Annotated in this window: 9 protein-coding genes; 5 read left to right on the plus strand and 4 right to left on the minus strand. The window is 49.9% G+C overall.

Annotated features, from left to right (window positions below; translation table 11 throughout):
* Positions 1-219 precede the first annotated feature (219 nt).
* Positions 220-1,026, minus strand: a complete 807-nt coding sequence (locus tag F566_RS0112185) for a class I SAM-dependent methyltransferase (RefSeq protein ID WP_033416181.1) — start codon at positions 1,024-1,026, stop codon at positions 220-222.
* A 123-nt stretch (positions 1,027-1,149) separates the two neighbouring features.
* Here F566_RS0112185 and F566_RS0112190 point away from each other — a divergent pair, with 123 nt between their 5' ends.
* The 3 genes from F566_RS0112190 (at position 1,150) to F566_RS0112200 (ending at position 4,546) form a co-directional block, all read left to right on the plus strand.
* A complete protein-coding gene (locus tag F566_RS0112190; RefSeq protein ID WP_020407265.1) occupies positions 1,150-2,232 on the plus strand; it encodes a GlxA family transcriptional regulator in 1,083 nt (360 codons plus the stop codon).
* 121 nt (positions 2,233-2,353) lie between these two features.
* The gene (locus F566_RS0112195; RefSeq protein WP_020407266.1) at positions 2,354-2,581 is read left to right on the plus strand and encodes a hypothetical protein; all 228 of its coding nucleotides are present in this window, start codon (positions 2,354-2,356) and stop codon (positions 2,579-2,581) included.
* Between the two features lie 387 nt (positions 2,582-2,968).
* Complete coding sequence (locus F566_RS0112200) at positions 2,969-4,546, plus strand: alkaline phosphatase (protein ID WP_020407267.1); 1,578 nt, start codon at positions 2,969-2,971, stop codon at positions 4,544-4,546.
* A 38-nt stretch (positions 4,547-4,584) separates the two neighbouring features.
* Here the strand turns inward: F566_RS0112200 and F566_RS0112205 are convergent, their stop codons facing one another.
* Positions 4,585-5,157 (minus strand): hypothetical protein, encoded by a 573-nt coding sequence (locus F566_RS0112205; protein ID WP_020407268.1) that lies wholly within the window; start codon positions 5,155-5,157, stop codon positions 4,585-4,587.
* 258 nt (positions 5,158-5,415) lie between these two features.
* On the opposite strand from F566_RS0112205, the gene F566_RS0112210 reads away from it, so the two are divergent.
* Together F566_RS0112210 and F566_RS0112215 are read left to right on the plus strand one after the other, a co-directional pair.
* Positions 5,416-11,559 (plus strand): alpha-2-macroglobulin family protein, encoded by a 6,144-nt coding sequence (locus tag F566_RS0112210; protein WP_020407269.1) that lies wholly within the window; start codon positions 5,416-5,418, stop codon positions 11,557-11,559.
* Positions 11,556-13,769, plus strand: coding sequence for a transglycosylase domain-containing protein (locus F566_RS0112215; RefSeq protein WP_020407270.1), 2,214 nt, complete (start codon positions 11,556-11,558; stop codon positions 13,767-13,769). The genes F566_RS0112210 and F566_RS0112215 overlap by 4 nt, the downstream gene beginning before the upstream one ends.
* Positions 13,770-13,866: 97 nt before the next feature.
* Here F566_RS0112215 and F566_RS0112220 read toward each other — a convergent pair whose 3' ends face one another.
* Together F566_RS0112220 and dbpA are read right to left on the minus strand one after the other, a co-directional pair.
* Positions 13,867-15,042 carry a serine hydrolase domain-containing protein gene (locus F566_RS0112220; RefSeq protein ID WP_020407271.1) on the minus strand — a complete coding sequence of 392 codons (1,176 nt, stop codon included), beginning with the start codon at positions 15,040-15,042 and terminating at the stop codon, positions 13,867-13,869.
* A gap of 307 nt (positions 15,043-15,349) precedes the next feature.
* Complete coding sequence (gene dbpA / locus F566_RS0112225; protein WP_020407272.1) at positions 15,350-16,732, minus strand: ATP-dependent RNA helicase DbpA; 1,383 nt, start codon at positions 16,730-16,732, stop codon at positions 15,350-15,352.
* Positions 16,733-16,751 lie beyond the last annotated feature (19 nt).

Genomic DNA, 16,751 nt, shown 5'->3' on the forward strand with positions numbered 1-16,751 from the left:
AATAGCGGGCGATCTTCTTTTCCATGCGTTTCCATGGGATCAGCTTATCCATTCGCTCCAGAAAGATTTCCCGGCGGGTCTTACGCTTCTTATTCTGGTATTCAGCTTCGGAGAAAGTCATCTGATCCATGGATAGTATTCCTGATGAGTGAAGTTGGCCGTATTATGACTGATTTGGGGAGTTATTCAGAGCCTCCCTAAGTTAACAAATAAAACCTATCAACATTTGGTGGCTCTCAGGATCAATACCGGCATGGAAAACTCCACCATTCCCTGCGGCGTGACAAAGGGCTGAAAAGCTTCCTCGGCCTCAACCGCCAGCCTTTCAAACTGGTCTTCATCCAGCAAACCACCCAAGGTCCAGGCACAGGCTCTTTCAGTTGAAATTAACGCATTGATGGAGGGAAACCGCACCATTCCGTCATGTCGACTGACGGTTAGATCCGGACAGCGAGATTGTGTAATACCCGCTTTTTCGGCCATTCCCAGCAATAAATTCCTGTCACCGGCGGAGAAAGGAGCTCTGAAAGCTTGAGCGATGTCAGGGCCAAACAGGCGATGCAATAGTTCCGTCAATACTGAATACCCTGGAGAATGGTCCAACGCATCACATACCGCGACTGCCATTTTGCCCCCAGGTTTCAGTACCCTCATCATTTCTTTCAATGCGAGTGACTGGTTCTCAAAAAACATGAACCCAAACTGACTAACCACGGCATCATAACTATCGTCATTGAAGGGCAGTTCTTCCGCCTGTCCCTGCCTCCAGTCAATATCAATGCCCTTCTCTGCAGCAACAGCCAGCATCTCAGGATTTATATCAAGTCCTGTTACCAGGCGACCATCCCCCGTCTGTTCTGCCGCAGTGCAAGCAAATGCCCCTGTACCACAGGCAATATCCAGTACTACCGAACCTTTTTCGATTCCCGCCAGCTCTGCCATGAAGCCAGCCCAGGGTTTAAACAATGCCGGAACAAAGTGACGGTCATAGATTTCAGCAGGCGAGCCTTGATAAGACGTGTCCATAATTACCTCCACATGCTTGTTTGCTATTTTGATATCTAAGGATAACCATGACATTTGAGCCGTCCTTAGATAAGAGGCAAAATGTGCAAAACCGAGGCTTTTTTGCCATTTCGGAGAGAAGCAATGACGTCAGACGAACCGATTAAAGTCACACTGATTGCGACACCAGAGGTTGATGCATCAGCCTTGACCGGGATTCATGGTGTACTCTCTTCTTTTTCACATATGGTTCCAGGTTCCATTTCATTTAAACCTGTCATCGCCTCCCCCGACAATGTCTGGACCGATAGTGTCGGCACCGACCGAGTGAGGTCCGATAAAGAACGGACAGCCAGCGAGTCTCCAGAGCAGATCATCCGGAATGTAGTGGGGATGCCATTACCTCTGCAGTCCCGGCTTTCAGACATTCAGCACACTGATGTGTTGATCATTCCTTCACTTTATCTCCTCGACAATACCTGGCCCGAAAACCCCTACCCCGACCTGACCGACTGGCTTTTGCGCATGCACCGACAGGGTACCCTGATATGCTCCGCCTGCACTGGCGCGATGCTGTTGGCCGAAACCGGGTTGCTGGATGGACAGGAGGCGACTCAGCATTGGGCATTTGAACAGTTATTCAGAAATCACTTTCCTAAAGTCAGACTAAATATCGATAAAGTCCTCACTATCACCGGTGATAACCAGCAAATTATCATGTCCGGAGCATCTGCCGCATGGCACGATCTATTGATATACCTGATATCCCGTTACGCCAGTCCTCATGCCGCCCAAACCATCGCTAAGTTTTTCCTGTTAAACGCCCATACTGAGGGGCAGAAGCCTTACATCATTTTCAATGATTGCTCTCAGCATGAGGATGGTGCGATTCAGCGTGCCCAGCAATGGTTGGGTAAAAACAGTCGTGTTCCTCATCCGATAGAGCACATGCAGAAATTATCAGGACTCTCACCGAGGACCTTCAGCAGACGTTTTCAGCAAGCCACAGGCGTAACACCGATCCACTACATTCAGCACCTTAGAGTGGAAAATGCCAAACTCCTACTTGAAACCTGTCGCATGTCAGTCGATGAAATAGGTTGGGAAGTGGGCTACGAGGACCCTGCCTTCTTCAGGCGATTGTTCAAACGCCTGACCGGAATGACGCCAAAGGCTTACAGACGCAAGTTCCAGCCGGCTGATACCAACACTGAAGCCGAAAATTAACCGCCCGTCAAAATGACACAGTATTGCAATTAAGTTTGACTACAAAAGATCAGAATCTGTACACTTTCGCTCCACGGCTGATCAATGCCGTTATCAATGAACTATTGCAAAGGAATGCACGATGAAAATGATACTGACATCATCTCTTATTTTCTGCCTGGCTCTCTCCAGCGCCGTTTCCCACTCTACAGACAATTCACAGCGATGCGAGCGGGCCAAACACCATCTGCAAAAGCAAAAACTCATCAAAAGACAAAAAGAACGCAATGGTTACACCATTTCGGAAATGCGCAAGATCAAAGACCGCATTGAACGTCTGCAACTGGATATAGACTACTATTGTGGGTAATCATCCGCTGTAAATGTCGGTAGTCGGCCAGTGTAGTAATCTGCCGGCTAGTCTAATTCTTACCAGCCGGCTCTACAGAAAGCCGGTAACAATACGGTTAACATTATCGTTATTGAAGGTAACAATATAAACCTCTATAACGATAATCCTGCCAAGGAAGAGAAGGACCGACATAATAACAACCTATCATATTCACTGGCAGATAGGCCGCACAGAAAATGATGGAAATAACAACTCTGTAAACGTCAATTCTGAACTCACTGCGACAATTTTCTCCTATTTTTTGCTCAAAGCATGATTTTTAGTGTCATCTTTTTGTAACATGTTAACGTTTTTATTGAACGCTCGTTTAATAAAACACCACCAATATAATTAAAAGGAGCATTTATGACGGCAAAACTCAAAACACTCATCGCCTCAGCCTTGCTGGCAGGAGTGCCACTGACGGCAACCGCTGCTGAAATCAAGAATGTTATTCTGATGATCGGTGACGGTATGGGGCCACAGCAGGTTGGTATGCTTGAAACCTACGCCAAGCTCGCTCCAAACTCCGTATACGCTGGCAAACCAACTGCTATTCACCGCCTCGCAGAGGAAGGTGTTATCGGTTCATCACTCACCTACCCGGAAGATGCTATTGTTGTGGATTCCGCATGCTCGGCAACCCACCTTGCCACAGGTACCCTGACCGCTTCTGAGGTTATCGGGATTGATGGCCAGGGCAACCACGTCGAAACGATTCTGGAGAAAGCAAAGAAACTGGGTAAAGCAACCGGTTTGGTATCCGATACCCGCCTGACCCACGCAACACCAGCCGCTTTCGCTGCCCACCAGCCACACCGGTCTCTTGAAAACTCCATTGCTTCTGAGATGCTGGAAGTAGGCCCTGACGTCATGTTGTCCGGCGGCATCCGTTACTTTATTCCGGCGTCGACCAATGAAAAAGGCGACACCTATAAAGCGCTTGAAAAGCTGACGGAGGGCAGTGTTTATTTGAAGTCCAAACGTAAGGACGAGCGTAACCTGCTGCAGGAAGCCAAAGACAAAGGCTACAAGCTGGCTTTTAATCGCAACCAACTGGATGACGCTGATGGTGACAAGCTCCTGGGCCTGTTTGCATATTCCGGTATGATGGATGGCATCCGTTACCGTAACGCCAAGGACAGTGCTGACCGCACTGAGCCTTCACTGAAGGAAATGACTGAAAAAGCTCTGTCTATTCTTTCCAAGGATAAAGACGGCTTCTTCCTCATGGTTGAAGGTGGCCAGATCGATTGGGCCGCACATACCAACGATGCCGGAACCATGCTGAACGAACTGCTGAAGTTTGATGAAGCCGTTAACACCGTTTATGAGTGGGCGAAGGGTCGTAAGGACACAGTGATCATTGTGACAGCCGACCATGAAACCGGGTCCTTTGGTTTCAGCTACTCTTCAAAGGATTTGCCAGAACCACAGAAACGTCCCGGAGAAGCGTTCAAAGAAAGGGATTACGCGCCTAACTTCAACTTCGGTAGCTTCGACATTCTGGATGGTCTCTACAATCAGAAGCTGAGTTACTACGATATGCTGAGCGCGTTCGGAGAACTGGACGAGGCTGAACAGACTCCCGCAGCTCTGATGAAAATCATCAACGACAACAGTGAGTTTGATATCACAGAAGAACAGGCAGCTCGCATCCTCAAGGACAAAGCCAATCCATACAAGGTGGCTGGTCACAGCTATTTGGCCGTTGACGATGTTCCTGCAATCCAGGACTTCGATGCCTTCTTCCCTTACAACGACCGTGGCAATCTGATCGCTCGTGAGCAGGCAACCGCACAGAACACTGTCTGGGGTACCGGTACTCACACCCACACTCCGGTGAACGTGTTTGCCTGGGGACCAGCAAAAACCATATTGCCGGTCTCTAACATCATGCACCATTCAGAACTTGGTCAGTACCTGAAAGAACTGATCAAGTAATTCCTTCAGGGCGGAAGCTTAGCTTCCGCCCTTTTTCTTCAAAATGCGATCCCGGCGCCAAATTCATAGTAAGTGACATCCCAGTCTGCATAATCTCTGAGCCTGGCAATCAGATAGATGTTCTGAGTCAGGTGATATTCGGCTTCAGCCCTGAGAATCCAGTCTCTTATCAGAATATCCACACGCCCAACGTAGAGTTCCAACCCAAACGGTTGAAAAGGCTGATAGCGTAGGCCGACCTGCACACCATGACCTCTCTCCCTTTCTTCACCCTTTTTCAGTGATTGCCAACTCATGTTGCCCAGAACAGAAAAGTGCTCTGATACCGGATGCCTAAATCCAAGACCAAGCTCATTCCAATATTCGACAATATCACCGGATACAGGGCCACTGGGGCGAAAGTTAACATCAGTGTGACGGGCAAAAGCGAATATACCTTCGCGCCCCTTGACCTCCGCATAGAGAGATAGACCGTCTCCATTTTCAAAGGGAGAATAGTCCGGGTTTGCTTCTGAGTAGCTGGCATCCAGCCGATAAATGAGCTCTCCGGCTCCAACATTGCAGCTAACCAGAATAAGTGTCAGGCACAAAAGGACATTGTTATTTTTCACGGAGATAATCCTTTCCTTCTTACTGATTGTTTATCCAAAAACAAAGTATAGACGGATGAAGAACGTTTACCCGGAGTGCTAACGCGATAAATAAGCGCCATTTACGGCCCATTATCTATGCGATTCACAATTTCAAACCAAATTAGTCTACCTCCGGCCTACATATTTTGTCAGAATTCCGCCTCCTGTTCGCCACACTTCAATGCCATACTGTTTTAATCCTGGCGGCAGAATTCAGTATCTGGTGGATAAAAAAATATGGATAGATATTCCCTGACGACCTCAACAATGATTCTCACACTGGCAATGCTTCTCGGAAATACTGCCTTAGCAGCCACCCCAAGCTTCGATTGCGACAAAGCTTCCCAATATATTGAAGAGCTCATTTGCCAATCCGATGAGCTGGCTCAGTTGGATTCAGAGTTGGCAACTCGCTATAAAAAAGTCAGGGAAAAATTACCTGCAGATGCCAGAGATTCATTCAAGTCCGAACAGTTGGACTGGCTCCGCAATAGGAATCAATCCTGTCACCAGGATGAAGACAAGGCGATTGCCTGCCTGAAGCTTCATTACGAAGAACGCAATGCAGAGCTGGCTGAACTGCTGGCCTTCGATTCAGCCAACGCTGCCAATGACAGTACATTGAGAGTTTTGCGTATTACCCCGAAAGGCAATGATGTTCCCGCAGGCCAACAAATTGTCTTTCAGTTCGATCGCCCGGTAGTTCCCATTGGGCGCATGGACAGGGATGCCGCCGAAATACCGGTCACAATTGTGCCTCAGTTAAACTGTGAATGGCGTTGGCTGAATACCAGTGCGTTAGCGTGCCAACTTCGTGAAGAAGACCGCATGCAGCAAGCCACTTCCTATACCGTCACGATGAATCCGGGCATTAAAACCACCACTGGAATAACTCTTGGCAAACGCATACAACATCAGTTTACTACTGCTCGCCCTAAAGCCACTTTTACCCGGTTTGTTAACTGGCTTTCACCCGGAACGCCTCTCATCCAGGTCACCTTCAATCAGCCTGTCAGCAAATCCTCGGTAGAAAAAGCGCTGACAATGACAGCGCGAAGAGCAGAAGACAGTCAGCCGGTCGGTATTGTGGCATTTCCCGATGACATTCCAAGATCACACCCCTGGAGTCTGTTCTCTTCCCAGGATGAAGAGCAAATCAAAGTCGATGATCGACTGACAAGCATTGACGGAGAAGAAGCCCGTCGTGTTTGGGTTATCGAGCCGAAGACAGAGCTTCCGCTGGATCAGACCGTCTGGTTTAACATTGCACCAGGCCTGAAATCCAGCGAAGGAAAAGAAACGGGGGTGGAAAGCCGCACACTGGTCAGCTTTGAGACCTACCCCGAGTTCCAATTTCTGGGATTACGCTGCAAGCCCAAAGGAGAGAACGCTCATATCACCATTCCTTTGGAGACACTGGGCAAGCTGGGAGATGAGCCTGACCTCATCAAGAAATGCGCACCATTAAGTCCGGTGGCCCTGGTGTTCTCCTCTCCGGTTGTCAACTCCATGGTGAAGAATCATATTTCGTTCACACCCAGACTGGATGGCAATCGCGATGACTATGACCCCTGGGAAAATACCCAGGACTGGACTCATCTAACGTCACCTCATCGCAGTGGACGCGATTATCAGGTCTGGTTGCCGGAGTTGCTGCAAGCCTACCAGGACTATTCCGTCGCGATTGATGGGGACAAACTGCAGGACGAATTCGGACGCCATCTGGAGCAGTCGATTGATTTCCATTTTTATACAGACCACAGAGAGCCTAATCTCAGAATGGCACACTTCTATGCCGTTCTTGAAAAAGGGGTAGACAGTGACGTACCGCTATACGTCACCAACCTGGAAAAGGTGACGGCTAACTATAAAAAAGTGGGCGACAAGAGTTCAGTCAATGGCCTTCAGAAAGACATCACCACCCCTGAAGCTGAAGATATTTCCTACGCCGTTCCCCTAGGTGTACGGGAGTTGATTGGGGATGATAGTGGAATACTCTATGGCAGCCTTCATCCAACCCCGGTTCCACCGGATTGGTATCGGGACCCGAATATCCTGGCAGAAGTGACTCCCTTCCAGGTGCACTTCAAACTTGGCCACTTCAACTCTCTGGCCTGGGTGTCACGCTTTGACAATGGTTTGCCGGTAGAAGACGCCAAAGTCTCCTTATGGAAAGGATCTTACGAGAGTATTACCAGTCTGCAGCCCATGAATGCAACAGCCAGTACCGATCAGGAAGGCCTTGCAACATTTCCCGGCATGGAAACACTGGACCCGGAGCTCAAGATGATCTGGGGAGGCGAAAGAGATAAGCGTCCCGGATTATTCGTCAAAGTTGAACATGACGACGACATCGCCATCGTTCCGTTGAACAGTGACTTTGTTGTCAGAGGTCGAGGCGCTTATCCCCAGATGGAAAAGAAAGGTGGCCACACTCATGCCTGGGGAGCCACTGCTCAAGGCGTCTACAAGCTGGGAGATAATATTCAGTTCAAGATATACGTCCGGGATCAGAGCAACAAAAATTGGGTATCTCCAGCCAAAGAAGGCTACGAACTCCAGGTGCTCGACCCACAGTCCAAGGTGGTTTACGAAGACAAAGATGTCACGCTTAACGAATTCGGAGCCTTTGATGGCGAGTTCAAAGTACCAGAGCAAGGGGCTGTCGGCTGGTATCAATTTCAGTTGATGCCGAGAAAAAAAGACGGCGAGAAATACTACCGTTTCAACTGGACCCCGATGTCAGTACTGGTCAGTGACTTCACTCCTTCGCCGTTCAAAGTAAAAACGGAAATGAACGGGGACGTGTTCAAAGCCGGTGACATGGTCGAAGTTTCCTCGCTGGCTACGCTACATTCCGGTGGCCCATTCACAGAAGCTGAAGTCCGCCTGACAGCGAGATTGAGTGAGAAACCGTTCAGAACCAGAAACCCTCTGACAACCGGCTTCATATTCGGCAGCAGCAGCGGTCAGTATCTGACCTCCAGCCAGAGCAATCTCCTGGATCTTCGAGGAAAACTGGATGGTGCCGGTGAATATACCGATGCCTTTACCCTGCCGGAAACAGAGATTTATTTTGGCTCTGTGGTAGTTGAAGCTGCGGTGAAAGATGAACGAGGCAAGTTTGTCGCCGCCGCAGCATCCGCAGACTATGCCGGCCGAAACCGCTTTGTAGGGTTACGTAATACGAACTGGATCTACAAAAAAGGGGAAACCGCTAAACTGGAAGCCCTGGTCGTCGATCAGGCGGGAAATCTGGTTCCGGATGTTGATATAAACATTTTGATTAACCGGCGTGAATACAAGGCCTCACGGGTAAAAGGTCCAGGCAATGCTTACCTGACCAAAAATATTGCTGAATGGGTGGAAGAAACCCGTTGCGATCTGACAAGCCGCGATTCCGCCACTACCTGTGAATTTGTACCCAAACACCCCGGCTCCTACCAATTTGCGGCCACGATCAAAGACAGCGATGGTAAAGAACACTCAACCACCATTACTGGCTGGGTTACTGGAAGCGGCAGCGTCATATGGGACCAGACAAACGACGCAACCCTGCAGATCGTACCGGCACAAACTGATTATAAGATTGGCGAGACTGCTCGTTATCTGATTAAAAACCCTTACCCGGGAGCCAAAGCTCTGGTGACCGTTGAACGTTATGGTGTATTGGACAGCTGGGTACAGACGCTTGAGTCGAGTACTCCTGTCATAGAATTTCCAGTGAAAGCAGACTACCTGCCGGGCTTCTACATTTCGGTCGTGGTCGTCAGCCCCAGAGTGGAGAAGCCACTGGGTCCCGGCATGGTGGACCTTGGCAAGCCCAGCTATCGCATGGGATACATGCGGGCTCAAGTATCCGATCCCTACAAAGAGTTGGATATCAAGGTTTCCACCGACAAAGAGGTGTACAAACCCCGGGACAAAGTGAAAGCCAAAATTAAAGTCACCCAGAAACAGACCGATGCTGAAGGCGCTTATGAAATTGCCGTTGCGGTCGTCGACGAGTCTGTCCTGGCACTGAATCGGAGTGGGGATGATTACTACGACCCCTACTCCGGGTTTAACCGACTTGATGCCCTGGACGTGTATAACTACAGCCTGATCAGCCGGTTGGTGGGCAGACAGAAGTTTGAGAAGAAAGGCGCCAATCCTGGTGGAGACGGAGGCTCTTATACTCAGTTGAGATCTCAGTTCAAATTCGTCAGTTACTGGAATCCTTCCATCCTTCCTGACGAGAACGGCGAGGCCGAGGTTGAGTTCAGCGTACCGGATAACCTGACCGGCTGGCGCATCTTTGCGTTCGCTGTTACCGCGGATGACCGAATGGGACTGGGTGACGTGAACTTCAAAGTGAATCGCCCGACAGAATTACGGCCGGTGATGCCTAATCAGGTCATTGAAGGCGACCAGTTTAAAGCCGGGTTCAACATCATGAACCGGACCGACAAGCCACGAAATCTGAAGCTGAATGTGAAGGTTGAGGGTCCTTTATCTGAAGAAAGCCAGAATACCTTTGAGTTTATTGTCGAGGCCGCTCCTTACGAGAGGCAGAACATCTGGCTGCCAATTTCAACCAAAGGGCATGGAAAGCTTAGGTTCACAGCCCGGGGAGGCGATCAGTTTGACGCTGACGCGGTTGAACACAAAATGCCTGTTAACAAACGCCGTTCGCTGGAAACCGCTGCGACCTACGGCACCACCACTAAAGACCGAATCAGCGAAGAAGTACTTGTCCCTGAGGGCATCCACACTGATGTGGGATATATCGGTGCAACATTGTCGCCATCGGTTATTGGTAACGTGGATGGCGCTCTGGAGTACATGCGGGACTATCCTCACATGTGCTGGGAACAACGCCTGACCCGCGCTGTCATTGCGCGTTCTTATGTTGAGCTGGAAGAGTATGTTGCAGAAAATATCCAATGGCCACATCCGAAAGAAGATGTCATCAAGACACTAAACGCCGCTGCTAACTTTCAGGCACCAAACGGAGGAATGACCTATTGGATTCCTTCAAACGATTACGTCAGTCCCTACCTTTCTGCCTATACGGCAATGGCATTCAACTGGTTGCGTGAGAGCGGCTATGCTGTACCGGAAGCAGTAGAGGAAAGACTGCACAAGTACCTGCTGAACCTGTTGCGCAAAGATGATTTCCCCACGTTCTACAGCAAGGGAATGTCTTCATCTGTCAGAGCTGTGGCTCTGGCCGCGTTGGCAGAATCAAGCAAGATCGGTCAGGATGACATCCTTCGCTATGAATCCCACCTGCCGGAGATGGACCTGTTTGGCAAGTCCCACTTCCTGAAAGCCGCCATTAACACCAAGGGGGCAGCACAGAATGTTATCGGTAAAACTGTTGATGATATCCTTGGTCATGCCAACCAGTCCGGCGGTAAGTTCCAGTTCAGTGAACCTTGGGACGACAGCTACAAGTATGTGCTGGCGACACCTTTGCGCTCCAATTGCGCGGTGCTTTCCAGCCTGTTGCTTGCCCAGGAGGCTTCAGATCTGAGTGATACCATCGCCGACATTCCGTTTAAACTGGTGAGAAGTATCACCCAGGGTCGTGGTAACCGGGACCACTGGGAAAATACTCAGGAAAACGTCTTCTGCCTAAATGCATTGGTCGAATACTCTGCCTTGTATGAGTCTAAAGAACCTTCCATGAAAGTATCCGTCAGTTTTGATGGCAGCGTTCTGGGAGATGCCTCTTTTACTTCTAAAGCCGATCCCATGGAAACTGTCAGCCGCCCGTTGAATGAGACTGATCCCGGTAAATCGGCTTCTCTCGAAATCTCGAAGGAAGGTGACGGACGAGTATACTACTCGGCACGAATCACTTACGACCTCAAAGAAGCGAATGCCAGCCGGACCAACTCGGGCATAGAGATCCGCCGGGAATACTCCATTGAAAAAGAGGGCAAATTTGTCCTGCTGGAAAGCCCCATGGAGATCCAAAGAGGCGATCTGGTCAAAGTGGATCTGTTTGTTTCGGTTCCCACGGCCAGACACTTCGTTGTGGTCAATGATCCCATCCCCGGAGGGCTGGAGCCGGTGAATACCGACCTCGCCACAGCTTCACAGGTAGACGCGAAGAAAGGGGATTTCAAAGCTGCCGATGGCTCATGGTTCTACCAGATCTCAGACTGGTCCTACTATGGCCGTTACTTCTGGAGCTTCTATCATAAGGAGCTCAGACATGACTCAGCACGCTTCTACGCCGACTATCTGCCGGCCGGCAACTACCTGCTCTCCTATACTGCGCAGGCAATCGCCGAAGGAGATTTCCGTGTGATGCCGGTGAAGGCTGAGGAAATGTACGATCCGGATGTCTACGGAAAAGGCTTGCCAGCTCAGCTGCGAGTTGCTGAATGAAGCTAATCAGTGCCGTTAAAAATCGACTGTCCGCCCAACGGCGGACAGTCAGATTGGCAGGAATGTTTTTTGCCGGAACTCTCAGCCTGTCCGCTATTGCTCTGATTGTGGGTACTTACCTCTCGACACAGCCGATTCCGGAAAACCTGTATTCCCCAGCCACCGAAACAACCAAAAACACTTATATGGACCGATATGGTCAGCGGCTGAATATTACCTATGAAAATGACTGGAATGAGCATGACCTCATCAGACTTCACGATATCCCTGAGTTCCTGCAGAACGCTTTTATCCAGTCAGAGGACAAACGATTTTACAGCCATGGGGGCGTTGACTGGCTGGCCCGGCTGAACGCGGCCTGGCAGAACCTGATGGCCGGCAGAATTGTCCGGGGCGCCAGCACCATCTCGGAACAGGTGGTCAGAATGCTGCATCCCAGGCCTCGATCTTTCTGGTCGCGGTGGGTGGAAGGTTTTGAAGCCAGTGATTTGGAAGAACGCTTTTCCAAAGTCGAGATATTTGAGTTCTACCTCAATCAAGTCCCTTACAAAGCTCGTCGCCGCGGTGTTGTTCAGGCCGCCAATTATTACTTTGGCCGAGACATCTCGACACTGAACGACAAAGAAATGCTGGCCCTGGCTGTACTCGTAAGATCTCCCAGATGGCTTGACCCGGAAAAACAACTCGCAAACCTAGATCGCTCGATTGATGATCTTCTGACACGACTTGACCTGGAATCAAACCATCTGGAAAGCATCCAGGCTCTGCGATTGGAACTCCATCAAAACGATATCCCCTACGACCTGTCTCATTTTATCCGTTATGCCAGCACCACTGCGTCGGTTCAGGCTATGGAAAAAGGCAGCATTCACACCACCATCGATATTGAGCTGCAGGAGAAAGTGCAACAGATTCTGGACAACAGACTGGACCGACTGGCCCGATATCGGGTACAGAACGCCGCAGCACTGGTAGTCGATCATGAGACCAACGAAATTCTGGCCTGGACAGTAGGATATGCCGGCAAGGACAAAAAAGCATTCAACCAAATTGACACGGTCACCACCCCCAGACAACCGGGATCGGCACTGAAACCTCTGGTGTACGCCAGCGCCATTCGCAAAGGCTGGACTGCAGCCACCATGCTGGATGACTCGCCTCAGGAAGAGAGCGTCGGCCTGGGCATGCATACCTACCACAATTACAGTCGGGATCACTATGGGCCAATTTCACTTCGCGAGGCACTGGGTAACTCCCTGAATATTCCGGCTGTCAGAGCCATCCAGTTTGTTGGTCCGGGCGAGTTCCTGACGTTCCTTTATGATCTTGGAATCGAGAGCCTGTCAGGACACCCCAATGTCTATGGAGACGGCCTAGCCCTTGGCAACGGAGAAGTCACTCTCTTCGAACTCGTGCAGGCATACACTGTCATGGCCCGGATGGGAGATTTCAAACCGTTGTCGTTTATTCAAGGAGAACATTCCCAGACAACCAGTTATCGGGTGTTATCTGAAGATATTGCCAGCCTCATCGCCGATATCATGTCTGACCCTGCCGCCAGAGAAAAAGAGTTCGGCTGGGATTCAGTCCTGAACTTCCCTCACCAGACGGCCGTCAAAACCGGCACCTCCAGCGACTATCGGGACGCCTGGTCGGTTGGATTCAATGATCGCTATACCGTGGGTGTCTGGATGGGCAACCTGGATTACACAGAGATGAACGAAGTCACCGGCTCGTCCGGACCTTCTTTCGTTCTGCGATCGGTCTTTAATGAGCTGAATAAACATCGGGAAGTACGGCCGCTGTACCTGAGCAATAACCTGGAAAAACAACGGGTATGTATTGAAACAGGCATGCCCGCTACCGACAGTTGCGAATCACGAGACGAGTGGTTCATCCGGGGCACTTCACCTGTCGCCACCGAAACCGCATCAGAAACAGTGAGAATCAGAAAGCCCAGCAAAGGCCTGCTTATGGCAATGGACCCCCGCATTCCGGATGATTCCGAGTACTTCGAATTTGCGTTGAACAACATTGCCAACGTCGAATCCGTAAAGTGGTATATCAATGATGAACTGGTCGCCACCACCAGCAAACCCAATTACAACTGGCAGTTATCCAAGGGCGAGTTCAGAACCAAAGCGGAAGTGACCATCACCGGTGAGGCTGAGCCCGTGGTGACAGAGGAAGTGGAGTATAGGGTGAATTAATCACTTATCTCTCTTCCTTGCCGAGAGACACTTTGTGCAACAGATACTTGCCTTATCGGAAAGACTGGAGCTCCACCTGGTGGAGCTCCTTATGACTCTAGTCTTCAATCACACCAATCAGATCAGCCACATTCTGCATCAGCTTGCGATTGGCCCGATTAATATCCTTGTTGACTTCAGAGCCATAGGCGCCGAAGCGAGCCACAACGATATTTTTGGAGGGAATGACGACCAGATATTGTCCGCGGTGTCCACGCAGAGACACCGTATCTTTCGGCAGATCCAATACCCAGATCCCCATATCATTGAGCCACAACTGCCCGCCGTAATATTCAGAAGCTCCCGGCGACATCATTTCCTCAATCCATTGCTCAGAAATCAACTGCTGACCGTTCCAGACACCTTTGTTAATCAACAACTGACCAATCTTGATCCAGTCGTGAGGGGTCAGGAATACACGGGCGCCACCGCGAAAAGTACCAACTTCATCGTGCTCGACAACCGCGTTATTGATTCCCAGAAGGGCAAAAAACCGGGTTTGATAAAAGTCATAGATGGACTGCAGATCCCCACCCATTTTTTGGCCCAGGTACTCAGAAAGTATCTGCGTTGTTCCAGTGGAATAATGAAACTCAGTGCCTGGCACATAATCCACAGGCTTATCTTTGGCATAACCGGCAGAATCACTGTTGAGATACCACATGGTGCCCAGATCACTGACGCCGTTTTTACTGGCCTCAGCCCACTGTAACCCGGAACTCATCTGCATGAGGTTTTCCACCGTCATCATATGGTCGCCAGCATAGACGGTATCATATTTGGTCACCAAACCCTGAAGGTCCATTGTCCCAGACAACAATCCCGTCACAGTCTTCGCCATGGACCAGCTAAGCATGGGGCTATCTTTACTATGGAACTCATCATATTGTTCGGCAATGATTTCCCCGTTGTGGGCGACCACCACACCAAAAGTGTTATACCGCCCGGAGTAATCGGCATCCGACTCTTCAAAAAATGCATCCAGTGATATGGAGGAATCAATATTTACTGGCAACGGAGTTGCCGAAGGCAGATCCTGCAATGTGACACTATTCTCACGGATTTGATCCGGAGTGAAGTCATAGGCCAACGTGCATCCTAATCCATCACGATAAACAGATGTTCGCACTATTGAATCATCATCGTTCTGGTAGGTCAGCGTGACTTGTTTAAGCGCCGTATCAAGGTCGATCTGAGGGTCACTTTCCAGCTTGGCAAGTGATTCTGGAATCACTGTGCCGGTAATAAAATCAACCGATTCATTGGAAATGAAGTGACGGGAACAGATCTGGTTCGCACTATACCCGAGTATTTCCTCCGGGTTAGTTTTGCAGCCTGCGAGTGTTCCGGTAACGATCAGCGCACCACCAAATCTGGTGACAGTTTTAGAGTTGAGACTTGCTAATATCAGTTAACGATTCCTTATTAGTGGTATATTAGATTGGATGTCAGTCCTTATCGGGAGAGCATTATAGTGAAGAGCCGTCTCGTTTGTGAATGGATAAATTGTAGCGATTTATGTCAGTGGCGGGCTCGGCAGCTTATTTAAGCAACCGAACCTTCACCTTCCGTCCCTTGAGCTTTCCGTTCATCAGTCGCTTCAAAGCGGCCTTTCCGATATCGTTATTTACAGCCACATATGAATGGAACGGAAAAATATCGATCTTACCAATCTGCTCGGCTTTAAACCCTGCATCGCCAGTAAGTGCCCCCAGAATATCCCCGGGGCGAATTTTGTTTTTCTTCCCCCCATCAATACAGAGGGTTGCCATGGGAGGCTTCGTAAAGGCCGTTTGTTGATCATTGAGTTTCGCTGCATCACACCATTGAACAGTATTGCCCAACAAAGCTTCAATCCGGTTCACCCGATGACCTTCCGCCGGCGTTACAAGACTTAACGCCACACCTTCGTGGCCCGCACGACCTGTACGACCAATTCGATGAACATAAACTTCTGGATCTCGGGGCAGTTCAAAGTTAATCACAACATCCAGGGCTTTGATGTCCAGGCCACGGGCCGCCACATCTGTCGCCACCAGAATCGAACAGCTTCGATTGGAGAAACGAACCAGTACCTGATCTCTGTCACGTTGCTCAAGATCTCCGTGCAGGGCAAGAGCACTGTATCCATCTTCGGTAAGTTGATCTGCCAGGTCCTGACAGTCCTTTTTGGTATGACAGAAAATCACCGTGGATTCAGGTTGATGATGAGCCAGCAACCTCTCAATCAGCAGGTACTTCTCGTTGGTGTGCTCAAGTTCATAAAAGTGCTGCGCTATTCTTGTTTGGTCATGCAGGCTTTCAACAGTGACTTCCGCCGGGGAGTTCAGATACTCAGAAGCCATTTTGGCTATTTGATCTGGGTAGGTGGCCGAGAATAATAATGTCTGACGGTTACTGGGGCATTGGCTGATAATGCTCTGAATCGAATCAGCAAAGCCCATATCAAGCATTCGATCCGCCTCATCCAGAACCAGCATGGACAAGTCTTGCAATACCAGCGTGCCTTTACGAAGGTGCTCCTGAATTCTGCCCGGCGTCCCCACAATAATATGCGCCCCATGCTCAAGAGAACCGATCTGGGGCCCGAACGGCATCCCCCCGCACAATGTCAGTATTTTCACGTTATGGGTTGCACGCGCCAGTCGACGCAATTCCTTCGCCACCTGATCTGCCAGCTCTCTCGTGGGACAAAGCACCAGCGACTGAATCCGGAATTGCTCAACCTTCAGATGATGCAGCAACCCGATCCCAAAGGCAGCGGTCTTCCCGCTTCCGGTCTTGGCCTTGGCGATCAGGTCCTGACCTTTCAGTATCAGCGGCAGCGACTCTGCCTGTATCGGGGTCATCTCGTGATAGCTCAACGACTCAAGATTACTTAATGTGGCTTTGGACAGGGGAAGTGTGGAAAAAGATAGGGGCACGGGATTCACTCATTCATTT

This window comes from Hahella ganghwensis DSM 17046, assembly GCF_000376785.1.
Lineage (GTDB): Bacteria > Pseudomonadota > Gammaproteobacteria > Pseudomonadales > Oleiphilaceae > Hahella > Hahella ganghwensis.

Coding starts and splice junctions, on each gene's coding strand:
- F566_RS0112185 (WP_033416181.1), bottom strand. CDS start 1,026: ATGGACACGTCTTATCAAGGCTCGCCTGCTGAAATCTATGACCGTCAC.
- F566_RS0112190 (WP_020407265.1), top strand. CDS start 1,150: ATGACGTCAGACGAACCGATTAAAGTCACACTGATTGCGACACCAGAG.
- F566_RS0112195 (WP_020407266.1), top strand. CDS start 2,354: ATGAAAATGATACTGACATCATCTCTTATTTTCTGCCTGGCTCTCTCC.
- F566_RS0112200 (WP_020407267.1), top strand. CDS start 2,969: ATGACGGCAAAACTCAAAACACTCATCGCCTCAGCCTTGCTGGCAGGA.
- F566_RS0112210 (WP_020407269.1), top strand. CDS start 5,416: ATGGATAGATATTCCCTGACGACCTCAACAATGATTCTCACACTGGCA.
- F566_RS0112215 (WP_020407270.1), top strand. CDS start 11,556: ATGAAGCTAATCAGTGCCGTTAAAAATCGACTGTCCGCCCAACGGCGG.